This window comes from Micromonospora sp. NPDC049044 (genome assembly GCF_040649215.1).
Lineage (GTDB): Bacteria > Actinomycetota > Actinomycetes > Mycobacteriales > Micromonosporaceae > Micromonospora.
This window is the reverse complement of sequence record NZ_JBEZFA010000040.1, coordinates 44,058-64,736: the sequence shown is the minus strand read 5'-3', so window position 1 is coordinate 64,736 and position 20,679 is coordinate 44,058. Positions and strand designations below refer to the sequence as shown.

Annotated in this window: 24 protein-coding genes; 12 read left to right on the top strand and 12 right to left on the bottom strand. The window is 72.6% G+C overall.

What is annotated here, in order from left to right; all coding sequences use genetic code 11:
• Positions 1–100 precede the first annotated feature (100 nt).
• Positions 101–382 carry a hypothetical protein gene (locus AB0B85_RS27255; RefSeq protein ID WP_357411805.1) on the top strand — a complete coding sequence of 94 codons (282 nt, stop codon included), beginning with the start codon at positions 101–103 and terminating at the stop codon, positions 380–382.
• A gap of 132 nt (positions 383–514) precedes the next feature.
• Here AB0B85_RS27255 and AB0B85_RS27250 read toward each other — a convergent pair whose 3' ends face one another.
• Positions 515–1,435, bottom strand: a complete 921-nt coding sequence (locus AB0B85_RS27250; protein ID WP_357411804.1) for an ADP-ribosylglycohydrolase family protein — start codon at positions 1,433–1,435, stop codon at positions 515–517.
• A 73-nt stretch (positions 1,436–1,508) separates the two neighbouring features.
• On the opposite strand from AB0B85_RS27250, the gene AB0B85_RS27245 reads away from it, so the two are divergent.
• Together AB0B85_RS27245 and AB0B85_RS27240 are read left to right on the top strand one after the other, a co-directional pair.
• Positions 1,509–2,198: a response regulator transcription factor gene (locus tag AB0B85_RS27245; protein ID WP_357411803.1), complete on the top strand. Its 690-nt coding sequence runs from the start codon at positions 1,509–1,511 to the stop codon at positions 2,196–2,198.
• A gap of 29 nt (positions 2,199–2,227) precedes the next feature.
• Positions 2,228–3,631: a HAMP domain-containing sensor histidine kinase gene (locus AB0B85_RS27240; RefSeq protein WP_357411802.1), complete on the top strand. Its 1,404-nt coding sequence runs from the start codon at positions 2,228–2,230 to the stop codon at positions 3,629–3,631.
• A 247-nt stretch (positions 3,632–3,878) separates the two neighbouring features.
• Here AB0B85_RS27240 and AB0B85_RS27235 read toward each other — a convergent pair whose 3' ends face one another.
• Positions 3,879–4,901 carry an adenosine deaminase gene (locus AB0B85_RS27235; protein ID WP_357411801.1) on the bottom strand — a complete coding sequence of 341 codons (1,023 nt, stop codon included), beginning with the start codon at positions 4,899–4,901 and terminating at the stop codon, positions 3,879–3,881.
• Complete coding sequence (locus AB0B85_RS27230) at positions 4,898–5,692, bottom strand: trans-aconitate 2-methyltransferase (RefSeq protein WP_357411800.1); 795 nt, start codon at positions 5,690–5,692, stop codon at positions 4,898–4,900. Before AB0B85_RS27230 ends, AB0B85_RS27235 begins: the two co-directional genes overlap by 4 nt.
• Before the next feature lie 82 nt (positions 5,693–5,774).
• Between AB0B85_RS27230 and AB0B85_RS27225 the strand changes: the two genes are divergently transcribed.
• Positions 5,775–6,758 carry an aldo/keto reductase gene (locus tag AB0B85_RS27225; protein WP_357411799.1) on the top strand — a complete coding sequence of 328 codons (984 nt, stop codon included), beginning with the start codon at positions 5,775–5,777 and terminating at the stop codon, positions 6,756–6,758.
• 88 nt (positions 6,759–6,846) lie between these two features.
• Entirely contained in the window at positions 6,847–7,041 is a 195-nt protein-coding gene (locus tag AB0B85_RS27220) for a hypothetical protein (protein ID WP_357411798.1), read from the top strand.
• A 126-nt stretch (positions 7,042–7,167) separates the two neighbouring features.
• Here AB0B85_RS27220 and AB0B85_RS27215 read toward each other — a convergent pair whose 3' ends face one another.
• The 7 genes from AB0B85_RS27215 to AB0B85_RS27185 all read right to left on the bottom strand — a co-directional run bounded on the left by AB0B85_RS27215 (position 7,168) and on the right by AB0B85_RS27185 (position 11,413).
• A complete protein-coding gene (locus AB0B85_RS27215; RefSeq protein WP_030338233.1) occupies positions 7,168–7,371 on the bottom strand; it encodes a cold-shock protein in 204 nt (67 codons plus the stop codon).
• A 288-nt stretch (positions 7,372–7,659) separates the two neighbouring features.
• On the bottom strand, positions 7,660–7,932 hold the full coding sequence (locus tag AB0B85_RS27210; RefSeq protein WP_357411797.1) for a DUF4235 domain-containing protein: 273 nt from the start codon (positions 7,930–7,932) through the stop codon (positions 7,660–7,662).
• A complete protein-coding gene (locus AB0B85_RS27205) occupies positions 7,929–8,303 on the bottom strand; it encodes a DUF3618 domain-containing protein (RefSeq protein WP_357411796.1) in 375 nt (124 codons plus the stop codon). The genes AB0B85_RS27210 and AB0B85_RS27205 overlap by 4 nt, the downstream gene beginning before the upstream one ends.
• Positions 8,300–8,734, bottom strand: coding sequence for a phage holin family protein (locus tag AB0B85_RS27200; protein ID WP_357411795.1), 435 nt, complete (start codon positions 8,732–8,734; stop codon positions 8,300–8,302). The genes AB0B85_RS27205 and AB0B85_RS27200 overlap by 4 nt, the downstream gene beginning before the upstream one ends.
• A 183-nt stretch (positions 8,735–8,917) precedes the next feature.
• Positions 8,918–10,105, bottom strand: a complete 1,188-nt coding sequence (locus AB0B85_RS27195; RefSeq protein ID WP_357411794.1) for a mechanosensitive ion channel family protein — start codon at positions 10,103–10,105, stop codon at positions 8,918–8,920.
• A gap of 83 nt (positions 10,106–10,188) precedes the next feature.
• Positions 10,189–11,010 (bottom strand): DUF1206 domain-containing protein, encoded by an 822-nt coding sequence (locus AB0B85_RS27190; protein ID WP_357411793.1) that lies wholly within the window; start codon positions 11,008–11,010, stop codon positions 10,189–10,191.
• A 58-nt stretch (positions 11,011–11,068) separates the two neighbouring features.
• The gene (locus AB0B85_RS27185; protein ID WP_357411810.1) at positions 11,069–11,413 is read right to left on the bottom strand and encodes a hypothetical protein; all 345 of its coding nucleotides are present in this window, start codon (positions 11,411–11,413) and stop codon (positions 11,069–11,071) included.
• A 117-nt stretch (positions 11,414–11,530) separates the two neighbouring features.
• On the opposite strand from AB0B85_RS27185, the gene AB0B85_RS27180 reads away from it, so the two are divergent.
• Together AB0B85_RS27180 and AB0B85_RS27175 are read left to right on the top strand one after the other, a co-directional pair.
• Positions 11,531–12,757, top strand: a complete 1,227-nt coding sequence (locus tag AB0B85_RS27180; RefSeq protein WP_357411792.1) for a cysteine desulfurase-like protein — start codon at positions 11,531–11,533, stop codon at positions 12,755–12,757.
• Positions 12,754–13,041 (top strand): GNAT family N-acetyltransferase, encoded by a 288-nt coding sequence (locus tag AB0B85_RS27175; RefSeq protein ID WP_357411791.1) that lies wholly within the window; start codon positions 12,754–12,756, stop codon positions 13,039–13,041. The genes AB0B85_RS27180 and AB0B85_RS27175 overlap by 4 nt, the downstream gene beginning before the upstream one ends.
• Positions 13,042–13,086: 45 nt before the next feature.
• Here the strand turns inward: AB0B85_RS27175 and AB0B85_RS27170 are convergent, their stop codons facing one another.
• Entirely contained in the window at positions 13,087–14,577 is a 1,491-nt protein-coding gene (locus tag AB0B85_RS27170; protein ID WP_357411790.1) for a glycoside hydrolase family 3 N-terminal domain-containing protein, read from the bottom strand.
• A 216-nt stretch (positions 14,578–14,793) separates the two neighbouring features.
• Here AB0B85_RS27170 and AB0B85_RS27165 point away from each other — a divergent pair, with 216 nt between their 5' ends.
• The 4 genes from AB0B85_RS27165 to AB0B85_RS27150 all read left to right on the top strand — a co-directional run bounded on the left by AB0B85_RS27165 (position 14,794) and on the right by AB0B85_RS27150 (position 18,255).
• Entirely contained in the window at positions 14,794–14,919 is a 126-nt protein-coding gene (locus AB0B85_RS27165) for a hypothetical protein (RefSeq protein WP_255421242.1), read from the top strand.
• Positions 14,920–15,008: 89 nt separating this feature from the next.
• Positions 15,009–15,959 carry a TIGR03557 family F420-dependent LLM class oxidoreductase gene (locus AB0B85_RS27160; protein WP_357411789.1) on the top strand — a complete coding sequence of 317 codons (951 nt, stop codon included), beginning with the start codon at positions 15,009–15,011 and terminating at the stop codon, positions 15,957–15,959.
• Positions 15,960–16,032: 73 nt separating this feature from the next.
• Positions 16,033–17,664: a RecQ family ATP-dependent DNA helicase gene (locus AB0B85_RS27155; RefSeq protein ID WP_357411788.1), complete on the top strand. Its 1,632-nt coding sequence runs from the start codon at positions 16,033–16,035 to the stop codon at positions 17,662–17,664.
• An 87-nt stretch (positions 17,665–17,751) separates the two neighbouring features.
• The gene (locus AB0B85_RS27150; RefSeq protein WP_357411787.1) at positions 17,752–18,255 is read left to right on the top strand and encodes a hypothetical protein; all 504 of its coding nucleotides are present in this window, start codon (positions 17,752–17,754) and stop codon (positions 18,253–18,255) included.
• Here AB0B85_RS27150 and AB0B85_RS27145 read toward each other — a convergent pair.
• Positions 18,245–19,825 carry an MFS transporter gene (locus AB0B85_RS27145; protein WP_357411786.1) on the bottom strand — a complete coding sequence of 527 codons (1,581 nt, stop codon included), beginning with the start codon at positions 19,823–19,825 and terminating at the stop codon, positions 18,245–18,247. The genes AB0B85_RS27150 and AB0B85_RS27145 overlap by 11 nt on opposite strands.
• A gap of 91 nt (positions 19,826–19,916) precedes the next feature.
• Between AB0B85_RS27145 and AB0B85_RS27140 the strand changes: the two genes are divergently transcribed.
• Positions 19,917–20,678 (top strand): TetR/AcrR family transcriptional regulator, encoded by a 762-nt coding sequence (locus AB0B85_RS27140; protein ID WP_357411785.1) that lies wholly within the window; start codon positions 19,917–19,919, stop codon positions 20,676–20,678.
• The last annotated feature ends 1 nt before the right edge of the window (position 20,679 follow it).

Genomic DNA, 20,679 nt, shown 5'->3' with positions numbered 1-20,679 from the left:
CAGGCCTGGCTACGCACCCTCGTCCTGAATCTCAAGAAGAGCTGAACGGCCGGCCGCACGCGCGGACGGGGACGTCGAGGAGTCCGGCAACGCCGACGGGTTGCTGGCCGCCGGCCTGCTCGCCGGACTCGGCGGCGGCGCGGCCATCGGCTGGTTGCTCAGCCGGTGGCGCCGACGCGACCCCGACGAGGCCGCCGCGCTCGCCGAGGTCACCGGCGACCACGCCGCACCCACGACCCTGGCCGAGGTGACCGGCCGCGCCGACAAGCCCGCGACCCTCGCCGAGGTGACCGGCCGCGCCGACGACTCGGCCGAGTCGACCGAGGCCGCGAAGCCGACCGAGGCCGCTACCCCGGCCGAACCGGTGGCCGCTACTCGGTGACCAACTCGGGTTTCTGGAAACCGGGGCTTCCCCGCCGGGTGGAAGGCCCGACTTTCAGAAAAGCGAGGTGATCACCGCCGGTAGCACCCGCCCAGACCCGTACGAGCCGGGCAGACCGGGCCTCGGCGGCGGTCAGGGCAACCAGGCGGGTAGCGGCTCGCGGGCGGACAGCCACGCCTCGGGCACGCCACCGGGGGTGCCGACACCCGTGTACGCGGCCACTATCGCGCCGACGATGGCGGCCGTGGTGTCCGTGTCGCCGCCGGCCTCGACGCATCTCCGGATCGCCGCCGGATAGTCGTCGAGGTGGGTGGCGGCGACCCAGAGGGTGAACCCGACGGTGTCCTGCGCGGTCACCCGGGAACCGTTGCCGAGCTCCGCCACCACCCGGTCCATCGGTCGGCCGAGCAGCCCGGCGGCCCGGCTCACGCTCCGCTGCACCTCGGTGCCCGGGTCCAACGCGGCGGCGATCCCGGCGAGTAGGCGCTCCGGGGCCGGCCGGTGCCCGTCGAGGCGGCCCCGGGCGGCAAGCGCGGCGGCCACGGCCACCGCGACGGCGCCGGCGATGCCCTCCGGGTGCGCGTGGGTCACCTCGGCCGAGGCGCGGGCCTGCGCCGCGGCCCGGGCGGTCGAGTCGGCGAAGTACGCGCCGAGCGGGCCGACCCGCATCGCCGCGCCGTTGCCGCAGGAGCCCTGGCCGTCGAAGGCGGAGGCGGCGGCCAGCGGCCACGGGGTGCCGGTACGGATCAGCCGCAGGATCGCCATCGCGCCGGAACCGTAGCCGCGGCGCGGCGTGCCCCGTTCGGCGAAGGCCAGGGCCAGCCGGTCGGGGTTGACGGCACCGGAGTGGGCCAGCTCGGCGAAGACCGAGCAGGCCATCTCGGTGTCGTCGGTCCACTCCCAGGGGGCCGGCGGCAGCGGACCCGCCAGGAGGTCCGGGGACGCGGACCCTGGCAGGAAGTACTGTGCGCCGAGCGCGTCGCCGGTCGAGAGACCGGCGAGGCTGTCCCGGGCGAGCGCCAGACGGGCATCGACGAACAGGGTGAACGACATCGTCGTACCAGCTTGCCCGCTCGCCAGGCACGTCGCAATGCGATCAACTTGCCAGCACCAGTACGGTCTTGTCGTGGCCTCCGTGCTCCTGGTCGAAGACGATCACGTCGTACGCGGCGCGATGCTGCGGTCCCTCACCGACCGGGGGCATGCCGTGCACGCCGTGGGTACGGCGTTGGACGCCCTGCGTCGGGTCGCCGCGGAGACACCCGACCTGGTGGTGCTCGACCTCGGCCTGCCCGACCTGGACGGCTCGGACGCGCTGCGGATGCTGCGCGGCATCACCGATATCCCGATCATCATCGCGACCGCCCGGGACGACGAGCAGTCGGTGGTCAAGCTCCTGCGCGCCGGCGCCGACGACTACATGGTCAAGCCGTTCACCGGTGCGCACCTGGACGCCCGGATCACCACGGTGCTGCGCCGGGCGGGTCGGGCCAGTCGGACGGTGCAGCCGGCGGTGCACTGCGTCGGCGGGCTGCGGGTGGACGTGGGCGAGCGCAGCGCCCAGCTGGACGGGGAGCCACTGGCGCTGACCCGCAAGGAATTCGACCTGCTGGCGTATCTCGCCGCACGACCCGGGCGGGTAGTGTCCCGCCGGGAACTCTTGGAGGAGGTATGGCGGCAGCCATCGGTCGGCGAGGATCAGACCATCGACGTTCACCTGTACTGGCTCCGCAGAAAGATGGGCGAGTCCGCGGCGAAGCCGCGTTACCTGCGCACCGTGCGGGGGGTCGGATTCCGGCTGGTGGCACCGGACTGAGGACGGCGCTGGCCCTGCTCACTGCCGGCATGAGCAGCCTCGTCGCGCTCGCGTTCCTGATCCCTCTGGGCCTCAGCCTGCGCGAGCAGAGCCGGGACGAGGCGATCGCCGACGCGGCCCGACGCAGCGCGTTGGTCACTGGCGCGCTGGCGGTGAGCACCGCTCCGGCAGTTGTCGAGCGGGCCGTGGCGGCGAGCGCCGAGGGCGCGCCGGCCCGGCCCGTGGTGCACGGCCTGGGCCTGGACGAGTCAGCGGGTAGGGCCACCGGCGGCGACCTGGACCGGGCTCGTGCCGACCGGCGCTCCCGGGTCGTCGACGTGGACGGCGGCGTGGTCCGACTCGACCCGGTCGTGCTCGGTGACCGGACGGCAGTGGTCGAGGTGTTCCTGCCGGACTCGACGCTCGGCGAGGGCGCCGGTGGCACGTGGCTGCTGCTGTTCGCGGTCGGGGCGGCGATGGCCGGCGCGGCGGTGCTGGTGGTGGACCGGGTGGCCGCCCGCGCGGTGGACTCGACCCGGGGTCTGGTCGAGGCCGCGCTGTCCATCGGCGACGGCGACCTGGGCGTACGTGTCGAGCCGACCGGTCCGCGTGAGCTGGCCGAGGCCGGGTACGCCTTCAACCGGATGGCCGACCGGCTGGACGCGGCCCGTACCGATGAGCGGGAGTTGGTGGCCGACCTGTCGCATCGGCTGCGTACCCCGTTGACAGTGTTGCGGTTGGACGCGGAGGCGTTGGAGTCCGACGACACAAGCGTGGGTTCGTTCAGCCCGGCGGAGCTGGACCGGCTGCGCGGCATCCGGCGGATCCGGCAGGCGATCGTCACCCTGGAGGGTGAGATCGATGTGCTGATCAAGACGACCCGTAAGTCGGTGGCGCACGAGGCCGGCCCGGCGATGTGTGACGTCAGCGAGGTGGTCCGGGACCGGATGGTGTTCTGGGCGGCCCTCGCTGGCGACCAGAACCGGCCACACCGGGTGAACGGCGCGCAACTGCGCATCCCCGCGCCGGTGCCCCGGGCCGAGCTGGCCGCCGCGCTGGACGCGGTGATCGGCAACGTCTTCCGGTACACGCCGCAGGGCACCGCGTTCGAGGTGGCCGTGTCCCGGCGCGACGGGTACGTGGCGATCCGGATCGACGACGCCGGCCCCGGCATCGCCAACCCGGACCGGGCGCTGCGCCGGGGCACCAGCGACCAGGGCTCGACCGGGCTCGGCCTGGACATCGCCAAGCGGGTGGCGTTGCAGGCCAACGGGTCGGTGAGCATCGACCGGGCCCGGTTGGGCGGGGCCAGCGTGGTGATGTTGCTCGCCGATCCGGAGGCCACGCCGCGGCAGGTGAGCCGCTTCGGCCTGGTCGGACGGATGGCCCGCGACGCCCGGGACACCAAGGGTGCCGGTCGGCGCTGGCCGCGCCAACGCCCCACCGACGACTGACCGGGTTGTGGGCCGTCGCAAGTCTTCCTTAGATCGCGGTTAACGAACGGCCAGGATCGGCCGTGAGCTGACAGGATCAGCTGGCGAACCCACCAGTTTCACCGGCCGAGCGCCCACGCGCACCCACGACCGGTGAAGCCGCGCGCGCGGCGGGAGTCACAGGTCCCCCCACACCCCACGCTCCCGCCGCGCGCCCCGCTCCCCGCCCCCGGTGACGACCGCAGCCGGCCGGAGCGGGCCGGACCGCTCAACCGGCGGTGGCGAGGTACGCGTCGATCTCGGCCGTGATCCGCTGCTTGCCGTCGGGGTCGAGGAAGGACGCGGTCACCGCGTTGCGGGCCAGCCCGGCCAGCCCTTCGGGACCGAGCCCGAGCAGGCGGGCCGCCACTGCGTACTCGTCGTTGAGGGTGGTGCCGAACATCGGCGGATCGTCGGAGTTGATGGTGACCAGCAGCCCGGCGTCGACAAGCTGGGGCAGCGGGTGCTCGTCGAGGTTGGCCACCGCCCGGGTCCGGATGTTCGACGTCGGGCAGATCTCCATTCCGATCTGCCGCTCGGCCAGGTGGGCCAGCAGCTCCGGGTCCTGCGCGGCGGAGATGCCGTGCCCGATCCGCTCGGCGCCCAGGTCGTTGAGCGCGTCCCAGATGGTCTGCGGCCCGGTGGTCTCCCCGGCGTGCGGCACCGAGCGCAGCCCGGCGGCGCGGGCCCTGTCGAAGTAGGGCCGGAACTGCGGCCGGGGTACGCCGATCTCCGGGCCACCCAGACCGAAGCTGACCAGCCCGTCCGGGCGCTCCTGCAGGGCGATGCGCAGCGTCTCCTCGGCCGCGGGCAGGCCCGCCTCGCCGGGGATGTCGAAGCACCAGCGCAGGTCGATGCCGAAGTCGGCGGTCGCGCGCTTGCGGGCGTCCTCGATGGCCTCGCAGAACGCCGGCGCGGGGATGCCCCGACGCACGTGCGAGTACGGGGTGATCGTCAGTTCCGCGTACCGGACCTGCTGGCGGGCCAACTCCCGGGCCACCTCGTGGGTGAGGATCCAGACGTCCTCCGGGTCGCGGATGAGATCCACCACGCTCAGGTAGACCTCGATGAAGTGCGCGAAGTCGCGGAACTCGAAGTAGGCGGCGAGCGCCTGCGGGTCGGCCGGCACGGGGGTGCGTCCCTCGTGGCGGGCGGCCAACTCGGCGACGATCCGGGGCGAGGCGGAGCCCACGTGGTGCACGTGCAGCTCCACCTTGGGCAGGCCGGCGATGAAGGTGGACGGGTCGGTCACGAACTCTCCTCTGCACTGTCGCCGATGCGGGCGACGACGAAGACCCGACGGAACGGGAAGTACACCTGACCCTGCCGGACCGGGTAGGCGGCGGCGAGGCGTACCCCCAGCTCGGCGCGGAAGGCCGACCAGCCGGCGGCGTCGAGCGCGGCCCGGACCGGACGCAGCGCGGTGCCCTCCATCCAGGTCAGCACCGGGTGCTCGGCGGCCGGTCGGGCGGGCAGGAGGTGCACGTAGGTAGTCTCCCAGGCGTCGACCGCGCAACCGGCGGCGGTGAGCAGTGCCGCGTAGTCGGCCGGGTCGTCGACCGGGTCGGCGCGCAGCAGCGGGGCGACCTCGGCCCGCCAGGCCGGCCCGTCGGCGACCTGGCGCAACGCGCGATGCGAGGCGGCGGTGAAGTTGCCGGGGACCTGCATGGCGAGCCATGCGCCGGCGGGCAGCTCGGCGGCCCACCGACGCAGCAGCTCCTGATGGCCGGGCACCCACTGGAGCGCGGCGTTGCTCACCACCACGTCCTCGTCGCCGGTGGGACGCCAGTCGCGCAGGTCGGCGACGGCGAAGTCGACAGGTGCGCCGAGGGCGGTGGCCCGGTCGATCATTTCGGGCGAGGAGTCCAGCCCGCGTACCCGGCTCGTGGGCCAGCGTTCGGCGAGGGTGGCGGTGAGCTGGCCAGGGCCGCAGCCGAGGTCGACAACCGTCCGGGGCCGGTGCGCCGCGATCCGCGCGACCAGGTCGTGGAACGGCCGGGATCGCTCGTCGCCGTAGCGCAGGTAGCTGGTCGGATCCCACATACATCCTCCAAACCGTACGTCCGTCTTGTTAAGGTACGGGCTCGCCTGGCCGGCCGGCAACCCCGGTCACTAGGCTCGGGGCATGGAACAGCGCAGCTTCAACCGGCTCGGCCGGACCGTCGGGGCGGTCGGCCTGGGCGCCTGGCAACTCGGCGCAGACTGGGGCACCGTCAGCGAGGCCGACGCGATGGCGGTGCTCGCCGCCGCCGTGGACAACGGGGTCACCTTCCTCGACACCGCAGACGGGTACGGCGACGGCCGCAGCGAGCAGCTGATCGGCCGCTTCCTCCGCACCCGACCCGACGCCGGGCTGACCGTCGCCACCAAGATGGGCCGCCGCGTCGAGCAGCGGCCGGAGTTCTACAACCTGGACAACTTCCGGCAGTGGACCGACCGGTCCCGGGCCAACCTGGGCATGGACACCCTGGACCTGGTCCAGTTGCACTGTCCACCCACCCCCGTCTTCTCCTCCGACGAGGTCTTCGACGGCCTGGACACCCTCGTCGCCGAGAAGGCCATCGCCGGGTACGGGGTGAGCGTCGAGACCTGCGACCAGGCCCTCACCGCGATCGCCCGGCCGGGAGTGGCGAGCGTGCAGATCATCCTCAACGCGGTCCGGCACAAGCCCCTCGAGCGGGTCCTGCCGGCGGCCGCGGCGGCCGGGGTGGGCATCATCGCCCGGGTGCCGCTGGCCAGCGGCCTGCTCTCCGGCCGGTACGACGAGCACACCGAGTTCCCCGCCGACGACCACCGCAACTACAACCGGCACGGCGCGGCCTTCGACGTCGGCGAGACGTTCTCCGGCGTCGACTACGAGCGGGGCCTGGCCGCCGTCCGCCGACTCGCGCCGCTCGTCGACGCGGACCGCACGATGGCGCAGTTCGCGCTGCGCTGGGTGCTGGACCAGCCGGGCGTCACAGTCGTCATCCCCGGTGCCCGCGACGCGGAGCAGGCCCGGCGCAACGCCGAGGCGGCAGCCCTGTCGCCGCTCACCGACAGCCAGCTGGCCGCCGTCAGCGAGATCTACGACGAGCTGATCCGCCCGCAGGTGCACGACCGGTGGTGACGGGCCCGCCCGGCAAACTCGCGTCGCGTGGCCCGACCAGCGATGCTGGCGGACAGCGTGCCGCGGCGGGCGGCGGAGAGGGGATGCGATGAGGGGCTGGCTTGCGCTCACCCTCGGCCTGTTGGCCGTGGTGATCGGTGCGGTGTGGACGGTGCAGGGTCTCGGCTACGTCACCGGCAGCGTCATGACCGACCAGAAGATCTGGGCGGTGCTCGGCCCGCTCGTGGCGTTGGCCGGGCTGGTGGTGCTCTGGCTCGGCCTGCGCTCGCGCCGCCGGAACTGACCCACCGCCCCACCCTGGCGTCCAGCTTCCCGCAACGACGAAGCCCCGTATCCCGGACGGGATACGGGGCTTCGCGACGACCCTGACCAGATCGTCCCACCGGCCGGCGGAAGCCGGCCGGCTCACTCAGATGGGACGGACCTGCTCGGCCTGCGGGCCCTTCTGACCCTGTGCAATCTCGAACTCCACCCGCTGGTTCTCCTCCAGCGAGCGGTAGCCGCTGGTCTGGATGGCCGAGAAGTGGACGAACACGTCAGCACCCCCACCATCGACGGTGATGAAGCCGAAGCCCTTGTCAGCGTTGAACCACTTCACGGTTCCCTGAGCCATGTGTATCTCCTTCTAAAAACTGGTGGCCGTGCACGCCGTGCGGCCAATTGGCCGTTTTCGAGCAGCGGCGTCTGAGGCGGCCCCACGAAGGAGACTTCTCTCAACCCACGCCATCTCGCAACAGCGTGGACCAGCAAATCACGGAGGTAAAAAGTCTGTCACGACCTCTCCGACGAATTTCTCCGACATGTGACCTGACGGATGCCTCAGTCCCGCTGGGCGGCGTCCGAAGCCATGCGAAAGCCCCCTTCCCATCGATGCGGGAAGAGGGCTGACGGCACTGCGCGATCAGTCCGGCCAGCTGCCGGTCATCCGGCGGACGCCGACCGCGCCACCACGGTCCACAGCGGCCCGGACCACCGCGAAGATGGCCCCCTGCAACGCCGCGGCGGCCAGGATCTCACCCCAGCCGCGATCCTCGTCTGTGGCGTTGGGCGCCTCGCCGTCGCCCGCGGTGACCTTCCAGACCTGCCGGAAGATCGCTCCGGCGGCCGCGCCCGCGGCGATACCCAACAACACGCCGACCGGCCGGTACGCGACCCTGCCGATGCTCTTGCTCACCTACGCCTCCCCCGCACGATCATCAGCACCACCACCGTCGCCACCGCACCGGCGGCGATCGCCGCCCACGGCACCGGGTTGCGGCGCACCAGCTCACCCTTGTCGTGCGCCTGCGCACGCACCATCCCACCCTTTTCGTAGGCCTGTGCCCGCGCCATCCCGGCGCCCCGCACGGCCTGCCCGCGAACCCGGGCCATTGTCTGCGCCGCCTGCTCGCGCATCCGCTCCTTCGCCTGTTCGGCGGACTCCTTCAGGCGGGCCTTGACGTCGGCCTTGGCAGCCAACGCCTCCATCGTCTCGCCCAACTCGACCCGGGTACGTCGGATCTCCTCGCGGAGGGCCTCCGTGTCGCCGGTCCCGTTGCCCGTCATTGCCGCCCCCTGTCCTTCACCGCGGCGGTGACGGTGTCCATGTCGGCCCGGAGGCTGCGAACCGTGGCCGCCGGCACCGGCGGGACAGCACGGCTTACCTGCTTCTTGCCCACCAGGGCGAGAATGCCGGCCACCAGGAAGCAGGCCACTGCCACGAGCAGCGCCGCGGCCCAGGCGGGCAGCACCAGGTCGAGCAGCAGGATCGCCGTGGCGACAAGCGCGCCCAGGCCGAAGAACGCCAGCGCGCCGCCGCCGCCGAACAAGCCGATCCCGATGCCCGCGTGCTTGCCCTTCTGGGTCAACTCCGCCCGGGCCAGCGCCAGTTCGTCCCGTACGAGGCGGGAGACCTGCTCGGTGGCCCGCTGCACCAACTCGGCGGTGGAGGGCTCGCTCCCGTTGTGGGATGTGCGGGCGTTCGCCACGTCAGCCATGCTGTCCTCCTTTCTCTATCACCGCGCTGTATGCCCGAAGTTGCCGCTCGTCAATCCTAAAACGCGACGAGCGGCGCACCGTTGCCGTTGGCCGGACGCCGCGCCGCGGAGTCGGCTCAGCCGATCACGCCAGAGACGTCCGGCAGCACATCCCCCGCCCAAGCCCGACCAAACCTCCCGGGGTCAGGTACGCGCTTCCTCCGGGCCGACGAATGCCTCGCTGCGGGCGTCGCCGTCGTCGCTGCCGCCGAAGACCCGGGCGTCGTCGGGCGCCTCAGTCTCGGCCGGACGGCGGGCCGGCCGCCTCGGCTGCACCCACTGCCAGGGCAGGTTGCTGCTGGCGTCGCCCAGCTCGGTGCGCATCCGGGGCATGGCCGTCGGACGGTTGTCCCGGATCCAGGCGACCAGGTGCTCCCGGACGAGGCAGCGCAGGTCCCACAGACTGCCCGCGTCGGCGGCGCTGACCAGAGCGCGCATCCGGATCATCCCGCCGGTGGCGTCGGTGACCTGCAGGACGCAGACCCGCCCGTCCCACAGCTCGGTGCCCTCGACCAGGCGGCGCAGCTCCTCGCGCATTGTCTGCACCGGCACCGCCCAGTCCACGTCGAACTCGGCGGTGCCGAGCACCGCCGCCTCGGTGCGGGTCCAGTTCTGGAAGGGCTTGCTGGTGAAGTACGAGGTGGGCAGGATCAACCGGCGGTCGTCCCAGATCTGCACGACGACGTAGCTGAGGGTCAGCTCCTCGATCCGACCCCACTCCCCCTCGACGACGACCACGTCGTCGAGCCGGACGGCGTCGCTGAAGGCGAGCTGGAGGCCGGCGAAGACGTTGCCGAGCAGGCTCTGCGCGGCGAGCGCGGCCACCACACCGACCACCCCGGCCGAGGTCAGCACGCCGGCACCGATGCCCCGCACGCTCGGGAAGGTCATCAGCATCACACCGACGGTCAGGATGACGATCACCGCGATGGTCAGTCGGCGCAGCATCACCACCTGGGTCCGGACCCGGCGGGCGTGCCGGTTGTCCGGTACGTCGACCCGGAACCGGGCCAGCGCGGTGTCCTCCACGACGACCAGCAGGGCGGCGACCAGCCAGGCGGTGCTGGCGATGACGGCGAGGACGAGCAGGTGCAGCAGCAGCCGCCGCCAGCTCTCGCCGACCGCGTACCCGGTGCTGAAGCGGACGGCGAACTGCCCGGCGACGACCACACCGGCCACCTGGAACGGGCGGTGGGCGTGGTCGGTCAACTCGGTGAACAGCAGTGACCGGCGGCCGAAGCGTCGGGTCAGCCGGTGGACGACCTCGACCAGGAACAGGGCGACCACGGCCGCGATGAGCGCGGCGGCGGCCGTTTCGAGATAGTTCTGCACGGTTGCGATGCTTCCCTTCGACAAAACGTCGGGCACTCCGGGCAAAAGCCCAAGAGTGCCCGACGGTCCGGCTGTCGACCAGTTCAGACCTTGCGGTACCGGGACTGGAGGAAGCAGTAGATGCCGAAGGCGGCGATGCCCAGGGCGACAAGGGTCAGCAGGAAGGTGCCGTAGGACTGCTCCTGCAGGGTGCGCAGCGCGGCGTCCAGACCACGGGCCTTCTCCGGGTCGTAGTTCACCGCCGCGACGATGACCAGCAGACCGGCGATGCCGTACGCGACGCCCTTGGCGATGTATCCGGCCATGCCGAGCCGGCGGGCCAACTGGCGGGTCTTCGGGCTCATCTCGCCGGTCTTGAGGTGCTTCTCGAACTTCTTGAGGGCGCCGTAGATGACCAGGCCGACACCGATCGCGGCGAGCACCAGCCCGGCCAGGCCGACCAGCCAGCGGCCGCCGCTGGAGGTCATCAGCTTGCCGGTCAACGCCTCCTGCTGGTCGGCGCTGTTCGACCCGGCGTCCTTGAAGACCTTGAAGGCGGTCCAGGCGAAGTAGAGGTAGACGATGGTCCGGCCGGCCGAGGCGAGCCGCTCGGTGACGCGTTCCTTGCCGCGCTCGGCGCGGTGCCCGACCGCCGCCTCCAGCCCCTGCCAGATCGCCATCGCGAGCAGGCCGACCGCGACGGCGATGACCAGGAACTTACCCAGGGGCTGTTCGGAGAGGGTACGCAGCGCGCCGGACTGGTCGCCGTCGTCGGACGACGTGCCGAACGCGATCTGCAACGCCAACCAGGCGAAGAGGAGGTGGACGATGCCGTAGCCGATGAAGCCGGCCCGGGCGAGGAGTTCCAGCCACCGGCTGTCCGCCGTTCGGGAGGCGGTGGCTTCGGCGCTACGGGTGAGTGACATGGCGTCACAATCTCCGTTTCGGCAGGTTCCCAAACGTCGGCCACCGCCGCCCGGCGGATCAGTTACCCGGATTGCGCGAGACGCGGATCTTGACCTGCTGGTCGGTGACGCTGTCCACGGTGACCGCGAAGCCGCCGGCCTCGGCGGCCTGCTGCCCCATGGTGAGGCTGAGCTGCTCCCCGGCGACCTCGACTGTCACCTGGTCACCCTCGGCGCCGACCAGCTTGGCCTCGACGCCGAAGATGGTGGCGCTCGCCTCGACACCCCGCTCGAAGGTGACGGTGCAGGCGTCGAGCCCGCAGTCGGTGGAAGCGCCCTGCGAGCTGCACCCGGCGAGCACGGCGAGGCCGAGCGCCAGACCGGCGAACAGACCGGCGGTGCGGCGGGCGAGGGGAATGGGCATGGTGGCGGGTCGGTTCGTCACCTCGCCAAGAGTACGAGACGGTGGCGACAACCCCGCCGCTTGGTGATCCACCCGGCGGCCGACCAGGGCACCTGGCGCACCGGCTAGGGTCCGGGCATGCCCTTCGACATCGCCCGCACCCGGGCCGCCTACCCCGCCCTGACCGAGGGATTCGTGCACTTCGACGGCGCCGGGGGCACCCAGACCGCCACCGGTGTGATCGACGCGGTCACCGACGCCATGCGCGCGGCGGTCGGCAACCGCAGCGCCGCCTCCGTACCGGGTCGCCGGTCGCTGGACCTGGTGGCCGAGGCTCGCGCGGCGGTGGCCGACCTGCTCGGCGCCGACCCCGCCGGGGTGGTGCTGGGTCCGAGCGCCACCGCGCTGACGTACACGCTGGCCCGCACGCTCGGCGCGGACTGGCGTCCGGGTGACGAGGTGGTGGTCTCCCGGCTCGACCACGACGCGAACATCCGACCGTGGGTGCAGGCCGCCGAGGCGGCCGGCGCGACGGTGCGCTGGGCCGAGGTCGACCGGCACACCGGCGAGCTACCCGCCGCCCAGTACGCCGACCTGGTGGGCGAGCGGACCCGGCTGGTCGCGGTGACCGCCGGCAGCAACGCCATCGGCACCGTGCCGGACGTGCCGGCGATCGCCAAGATCGCGCACGCGGTCGGCGCGCTGGTCTGCGTCGACGGGGTGCACTCCGTCCCGCACGGGCCGACCGACCTGACCGCGCTCGGCGCCGACGTGCTGCTGACCAGCGCGTACAAGTGGTCCGGTCCGCACCTGGCGGCGATGGTGGCCGACCCGGCCCGGTGGGCGGCGCTGCGCCCGACGAAGCTGGTGCCATCCTCCGACGCCGTGCCGGACCGGTTCGAGTACGGCACCCCCAGCTTCGCGCTGCTGGCCGGCGTGACCGCCGCGGTGGACCACCTGGCGGGGCTGGACCCGGACGCGGTCGGGGACCGGCGGGCACGGCTGCACGCCGGGCTGACCGCCGCCCAGGCGCACGAGGAGGCGCTGCTGGACCGGCTGCTCGCCGGGTTCGCCCAGCGGCCCGCGATCACCGTGTACGGCTCGCCGGCCCGGCGCTGCCCGACTGTGTCGTTCCGGGTCGCCGGGATGTCCCCGGCGGCCACCCAGGAGGCGTTGGGTGCCGCCGGGTTCTGCCTCTCCGTCGGCGACTACTACGCCTACGAGTACTTCCAGCTGATGGGTCTGCGCGACAGCGGCGGCGCGGTGCGGGCCAGCATCTACCACTACAACACCGCCGACGAGGTGGACCGGTTGCTCGCCGAACTGGACGCGCTCGCCGACGGGGCGGGGAGAATGGCCGGATGAGCACCCTGGTCGAGGACAACCCGGCGAAGCACCGCTTCGAGATCCTGGTGGACGACGCGCTTGCCGGCTTCACCGCGTACCTGATGCGTGGGGAGGTCTTGGTCTTCACGCACACCGAGGTGGACAAGAGCTTCCAGGGCAAGGGCGTGGGCGGGGCGTTGATGCGGGGCACCCTGGACCAGGTCCGCGCCCGAGGCGGCCGGGTGGTGCCGCAGTGCCCGTTCATGGCCGCGTTCATCGACAAGCACCCGGAGTACGCCGACCTGGTCGCCGACCTGCCGTAACGCGGGTCAGCCGGCGGGCGCTGACCCGCCGGCGGCCCGGTCGGCTCAGCGGGTGCCGGTGAGCACCTCGGCGACGGCCCGGCCGCTGGCCCGGGTGGCGCCGTGGGTGGCCAGGTGCACCGCCCCGGTGATCAGCTCGGGCACTCCCAACTCCACCACCACCGCGTCCGGCCGGGTGGCGAGGGCCCGTCGCACGGCGGCGCGCATCCAGTCGTGCCGGTGCAGATCCCGGACCACCAGGACCAGGGGACGGGTCCCCGCCGCGGCACCCGGGTCGGCCGGCACGTCGGGTTCGGCGTAGCGGACCGTGCGCGTGCCGGGCAGCAGCTCACCGAGCGGTGCGCCGATGCCCCAGGGGGTCTCCGCGCCGATGGCGATGTTGCGCAGCGGCTCGAACTCGACGACGTACGCCGCACGGGTCAGCGGCAGCGCGTCCGGCGCGGTGCCGGTGGCGGTGATCCGGACGGCCCGCCGGGCGGCGACCAGCCCGACGTCGGCGGGACCGCGGGCTCCGGCCGGCCCGGTACTGCGCGCGGTCATCGTCCAGGCGGCGAGTTGGCCCACCCGCTTGGCCGCCTCGGCGAGGCGTTCCTCGGGCAGCTCACCGGAGACGACAGCGGCCACTATGGCGTCGCGCAGTTCGCGGGCGGCCCGCTCGTCGGAGCGTTCGCCGCCGACGCAGATCGCGTCGGCGCCGGCGGCGAGGGCGCGGACGGTCGCCCCGGCGAAGCCGTACCGGTCGGCGACCGCGCGCATCTCCATCGCGTCGGTCACCACCACCCCGGAGAAGCCCAGCTCGTCGCGGAGCAGCCCGCCCAGGATGCGCTGGCTCAGCGTTGCCGGCAGCTGCGGGTCGAGCGCCGGAACCAGCAGGTGGCCGGTCATCACCGCCTGTACCCCGGCGGCCACGGCGGCCCGGAACGGGGCCAGCTCGCAGGCGTCCAGCCGGTCCCGGTCGGCGGTGATCCGGGGCAGGTCGTGGTGGGAGTCGACGCGGGTGTCGCCGTGCCCGGGGAAGTGCTTGGCGCAGGCCGCCACGCCGCCGGCCTGGAGCCCGCGTACCCAGGCGGCGGTGTGCCGGGCGACAAGCGCCGCGTCGGCACCGAAGGAGCGCACGCCGATCACCGGGTTGTCCGGGTTGGAGTTGACGTCGGCGTCCGGGGCGTAGTTGAGGGTGACCCCGGTCGCGGCCAGTTCGACGCCGAGGTCCCGGGCCACCGCCTCGGTCAGCTCCACGTCGTCGACCGCGCCGAGGGCGAGGTTGCCGGGCCGGGAGCTGCCGTGCACCGATTCGAGTCGGGTGACGTCGCCGGCTTCCTCGTCGATCGCCACGATGACGTCCGGACGCTCGGCGCGCAGGGTCGCGGTGAGCGCCGCCACCTGCTCGGGGTCGACGACGTTGCGGGCGAAGAGCACCACCGAGCCGAGCCCCTCGCCGAGCCAGCGGCACACCCACTGTGGCGGGGTGGTGCCGACGAACCCGGGCTGCAGGACGGCGGCGGCGAGGGCCGGGAGGTGCCCGGTGGACGTGGTCACGCCACCGTCTCCTGGCGCTCGGCGTCGGTAACCGGCGTCGACGCGCCCCCGTCGGCCCACTGGTTGCGCTCGCTCATGCGGCCCCCGTACCCCATCTCTCACGCGCCCTCGGCGCGCCGCCACGGCAGGCGGTCATGCCATGGTCACACCGGGCGATTGAATAGTCAATAAACCTTACAGTTGCCTGGCGGCCCGCTCCCGGGGAAGAGTGCGGGGATGGACCCCGCCCTGCTGGCCGACGCGACGAGCCCGGCCGACATCCCCGGCGTACGCCTGCTCGGCCTGGTGGTCGGCGCCCTGCTGCTGCTCGCCGCGATCCGGGCGATGTTCGGCCGGCGCTGAGCACAGTCGTGCCGACCGCGCCGGGTGTGGCCGACGACGACCGGGGTACGGCTTCCCCATCAGCAGGTCCGCGCGCCGAAGGAGAAGCCATGAAGATCGGTTATTTTCTGTCCAGTGAGGAGTTCACGCCCGCCGAACTGGTGGAGCAGGCGCGCGGTGCCGAGCGGGCCGGCTTCGAGGCGCTGTGGATCTCCGACCACTACCACCCCTGGGTGGACGCACAGGGCCAGAGCCCGTTCGTCTGGTCGATGATCGGCGCCCTCAGCCAGGTCTGTTCGCTGCCGGTGACCACCGCGGTGACCTGCCCCACCGTCCGGATCCACCCGGCCGTGATCGCCCAGGCGGCGGCGACCAGCGCGGTGCTGCACGGCGGGCGTTTCGTGCTCGGCGTCGGCACCGGCGAGGCCCTCAACGAGCACATCTTCGGCGACGCCTGGCCGCCGGCCGACGTCCGGCTGGAGATGCTCGAGGAGGCCGTCGAGGTGCTACGCGAGCTGTGGGGCGGCGGCTTCGTCAACCACCGGGGCACGCACTACACAGTGGAGAACGCCCGGATCTACACGCTGCCCGACACCCCACCGTCGATCTACGTCTCCGGCTTCGGCCCGAAGGCCATCGACCTGGCCGCCCGGATCGGCGACGGCTACGTGAGCACAATGCCCGACGGCGAGATGGTCCGGCGGTTCCGCGAGAACGGCGGCGGCGACAAGCCGTGCCAGGCCGGCTTCAAGGCGGCGTACGCGGACAGCGAGGACGAGGGCGTGCGCATCGCGTACGAGCGCTGGCCGAACGCGGGCGTGCCGGGTGAGCTGTCCCAGGTGCTCCCCTCACCGCGTCACTTCGAGCAGGCCGCCGAGCTGGTCAAGCCGGAGATGATCAAGGAGGCGTTCGTCTGCGGCAACAGCGTCGACGCGCACCTGGAGATGATCGACAAGTACGCCAAGGCCGGCTTCGACGAGGTGTACGTGGCCAACACCGGCCCGCACTACCAGGGCCTGTTCGACCTCTACCAGCGCGAGGTGCTGCCCCGACTGCGCTGAGCCCGGCTCCGCCGACCCCATGATCGCCCGAACGCGTTTCGGCGGTCATGGGGTCGGGTACCTCCGGCCCTCGATGAAACTGTCCACGCATTCGATGACGTTGCGCCGCGCGGCCCGCAGCCTTTTCGGCTGGAAGGCACTGCGGCCCAACCAGCTTGCCGCCATGCGCGCGGTGATGAAGCGACGGGACGCCCTTGTGGTGTTGCCCACCGGTGCCGGCAAGTCGGCCATCTATCAGATTCCGGCCAGCCTGATCCCCGGCCCCACCGTGGTGATCTCCCCGCTGCTGGCTCTGCAGCAGGACCAGATCGCCTCGCTCAACGAGCGGCAACGCCCGGAGTTGCGGGCGGTGCGGATCAGCTCCAACGAGTCGCCGAACCAGCAGGCCCAGGCGATCACCGAGGTCCGCGAGGGCCGGGCGGAGTTCCTGTTCATCACGCCCGAGCAGCTCAGCAACCCGGATCGGATGGCGGAGGTCGCCGCGCTGAAACCGGCGCTCGTGGCGATCGACGAGGCGCACTGCATCTCGGCCTGGGGGCACGACTTCCGGCCCGACTACCTGGCGCTCGGGCACCTGATCGACGGCATCGGCCGGCCGCCGGTGGTCGCGCTGACCGCTACCGCGTCACCGCCGGTACGCGACGACATCATCGCCCGGCTGCGGCTGCGCGACCCGGAGGTGGTGGTCTCCGGGCTGGACCGGCCCAACCTGTTCATCGAGGTGGCGCACTGCCCCGACGAGGACTACCGGTGGCGGCGGCTGATGACGCTGCTGAGCGACGAGGGCCGGCCGGGCATCATCTACGTGCCGACCCGCCGCGCCGCCGAGGAGCTGGCCACCCGGTTGACCGACGCCGGCTTCCCGGCGCAGTTCTACCACGGTGGGATGCCGGCCGGCGCGCGTGCCGAGCTGCACGAGGCGTTCCTCGCCGACCAGGTCCCCATCATGGTGGCGACCTCGGCGTTCGGTATGGGCATCGACAAGCCGAACATCGCCTGGGTGGTGCACATGGCCCTGCCCGACTCGCCGGACAGCTACTTCCAGGAGATCGGCCGGGCCGGCCGCGACGGGCAACCGGCCCGGGTGCTGCTGCTCTGGCGGGCCGAGGACGTCGGCCTGCAACGCTTCTTCAGCGGCGGCCTGCCGGACGCCGACGAGTTGCGGGACCTGGCCGCGCTGCTGCGGCGCAAGCCGGCCACCAAGACCGAACTGCGCGAGACCACCGGCCTCGGGCCGCGCAAGCTGGGCCAGTACCTGTCCCTGCTGGAGCAGATCGGCGCGGCCGAGCCGCGGGCTCGCCAGCGCATCGGCGCCCCGCGCTACTCCCCCGCCCCGGCCGAGGCCGCCGCGGCGGCGCTCGCCGAGGCGGAGCGCCAGCAGACGGTGACCCGGTCCCGCACCGACATGATGCGGGCCTTCGCCGAGACCAACTCCTGTCGGATGCAGACCCTGCTTGCCTACTTCGGTGAGCAGATGACCGAGGTCTGCGGGCACTGCGACAACTGCCACGCCGGCACCAGCGTCGCCGACCAGGGCGCGGTCGGGCCGTTCCCGGTGCACAGCCAGGTGCGTCACCCAGAGTGGGGAACCGGCATGGTGCTCTCCTACGAGGAGGACAAGATGACTGTCCTCTTCGAGGAGGTCGGGTACAAGACGTTGTCGGTGCGCGTGGTGTCCGAACAGGGCCTGCTGACCCTGGACTAGCCTGACCCGGGCGCCGGCGCGCGCCCGGTGGATCGACAAAGCAGAGCACCGATTGACCAAGTAGAGCACTGCGGAAGGGGCGTTGCCGTGATCGAGCAGCCGGCGTACACCGGGTTCGGTTTCTCCGACGAGGAGTGGGGGCTGCTTGTCGGTCTGCCGCAGTCGGTCCTGACCGCGGCGAGTGCCGCCGAGTCCGACGGCACCCGCCGGACCATGGCGGAGACCGCGGCCGGGCTGGAGACCATCTCCGCTGGCCGGGAGTCGGCCAGCCCGCTGGTCGCCGCAGTGGCCGGAGAGATCGTCACCCGGGTCGGTGACCCGGAGACCGGCGCGGAGCTGCCGGTCATCGCGCCCGACGATCCGCGGGCGCTTATCGACGACGTGCTGGTGCGGGCCGGCCAAGCCGCCGCGCTGCTGGCCGGCCGGGTCGACGAGGGCGAGGCCGGCGCGTACAAGCACTGGCTCGTGAAGATCGCCGAGCAGGTGGTGGGTGCCGCGTCCAGCGGTGGGCTGCTGGGCATCGGGGGCGAGGCCGTCAGCGACTCCGAGCGGCGCTTCCGCGACCGGCTCGCCCACGTGCTCACCGACTGACCGACGACAGCGGGGCGTCGACCGGACCGGTCGGCTCGGCGGCCACCGCCGCCGGGTCGCCCGGCCGGATGCCGCGCAGTGCCACGAGCGCTGTCACCGCGCCCACCAGCATCGCCGCCAGCGCGGCGAGCGCGGCCAACTGGAGGCCGTCGGTGAACGCGACCCGGGCCGCGTGCAGCACCGTGTCGGCGAGGTCGGTGGGCAGGCCGTGGGCCACCGCCAGCGCACCGCCCAACGTCTCCCGGGCCGCGTCGCGGGCGTCCGCCGGCAGCCCGGCGGGCAGGCCGTCCAGCACCTCACGCCGGTAGACCGCCGCGCCCACGCTGCCGAGGATCGCCATGCCCAGCGCGCCGCCCAGTTCACTGCTGGACTCGGTGAGCGCCGAGGCCACACCCGCCTGCTCGGGCGGTGCCGCGCCGAGGACCAACTCGGTGACGAGCGACATCACCATCACCAGGCCGCCCGCGTAGATGCTCGCGCCGACAAGCAGGACCCACAGCGCCGAGTCCGGGGTGACCTGGGTCAGCACCACGAAGCCGAGCCCGGCGATCGCGAAGCCCGCACCGATCAGGTACGCCCGCTCGACGCGCTGGGCGAGCGCGGCGGCGGCCGGCGCGACTCCGCCCACGGCGAGGGACGGCACCAGGCTCCACAGCGCCGCCCGCAGCGGGCTCAGGCCGAGCACCAACTGCAGGTGCTGGGTGGTGAAGATGGCGAATCCGACGATGGCGAACATCGCCAGCAGGTTGACCGCGAGCGATCCGGCGAAGCCGGGGCGGCGGAACAGCCCGAGGTCGACCATCGGGTACGCCCGGGTCCGCTGCCGGTGCAGGAACAGCGCACCCACCAGCAGGCCGGCCACGATGACGAGCACCCTCGGCGCGCTGACCCCGTCGCGGGCCATCTCCTTGATGCCGTAGATGACCGGCAGCAGCGCGCCGAGCGACAGCGCGGCGCTGAGCAGGTCGAACCGTCCGGTCGCCGGGTGGCGGAACTCGGGCACCAGCAGCGGGGCGAGCACTAGCAGCATCAGCATCGCCGGAATGTTGATCAGGAAGATCGAGCCCCACCAGAAGTGCTCCAGCAGGATGCCACTGAGCACGGGTCCGATGGCGATGCCACCGGTGAGGGTGGCGGTCCAGATGGCGATCGCGGTGCCGCGCTGCTTGGCGTCGTGGAACATGTTGCGCACCAGGGCGAGCGTGGAGGGCATCAGGGTGGCCCCACCGACGCCGAGCACCGCGCGTGCGGCGATCAGCGTCGCGGCGCTGTCGGCGTACGCGGCCAGCAGGGACGCCGCTCCGAAGGCGGCAGCGCCGACGAGCAGGAGCCGGCGGCGGCCGATCCGGTCTCCGAGCGCACCCATCGTGATGAGCAGCCCGGCCAGTACGAAGCCGTAGATGTCGAAGATCCAGAGCTGCTGGCTGCCGGTGGGGCGCAGCTCCGCGCTGATGAACGGGACGGCGAAGTAGAGCACCGACACGTCCATCGAGACCAGGAGCAGCGGCAACATCAACACGGTGAAGCCGATCCACTCCCGCCGGCCGGCCCGCGGTGCCGGTGTGGTCATCGTCGTCATGATCCATTTCCTCTCTGCGTATGGCGTACGCTGCTCTGCGTAGACCATACGCAGAACTAGGATCGCCAGGCAAGGAGGAAAAGTGGCGGCACAGACAGACGACAGCGGGCCGACGCTCCCAGCGGCCATCGAAAGCGCCTGGGGGCTGCGGGACCGTCCACCCAAGGGCCCCCGGCCGGGCCTGAGCGTGCCCGCCATCGTCGACGCCGCCGTCCGGGTGGCCGACGCCGACGGGCTGGCCGCCGTCTCGATGAGCCGGGTCGCCAAGGAGCTGGGCTCCGCCACCATGGCCCTCTACCGCCACGTCGGGTCGAAGGACGAGCTGCTGACGCTCATGCTCGACGCCGGCTACGGCCCGCCGCCCGGCCCGCCCCCGCCGGGGACCGACTGGCGGGCCGGGCTGACCCGGTGGGCCTGGGCCGAGCACGACGTCCTGCGGCACCGGACCTGGCTGCTGCACGTGCCCATCACCGGCCCACCGGTCACCCCACACCAGCTCGGCTGGCTCGAGGACGGGCTGCGCTGCCTCGACGGCACCGCGCTCGCCGAGGGCGAGAAGATGTCGACGCTCCTGCTGGTCACCGGGTACGTCCGCAACGAGGCCACCCTCACCGCACAACTCGCCGAGGGCAGCCGGGCGGCCGGCGCCGACCCGAGCGAGCTGATGCGGTCGTACGGCCGACTGGTGGCCCGGCTCATCGACCCGGCCCGCTTCCCGGCCCTCCAACGGGTGCTGGCAGCCGGGGTGCTCAGCCAGGACGACGACCCCGACGACGAGTTCACCTTCGGCCTGGACCGGATCCTCGACGGCATCGACGCCCTGATCCGGCGGCGATCGGCCTAAC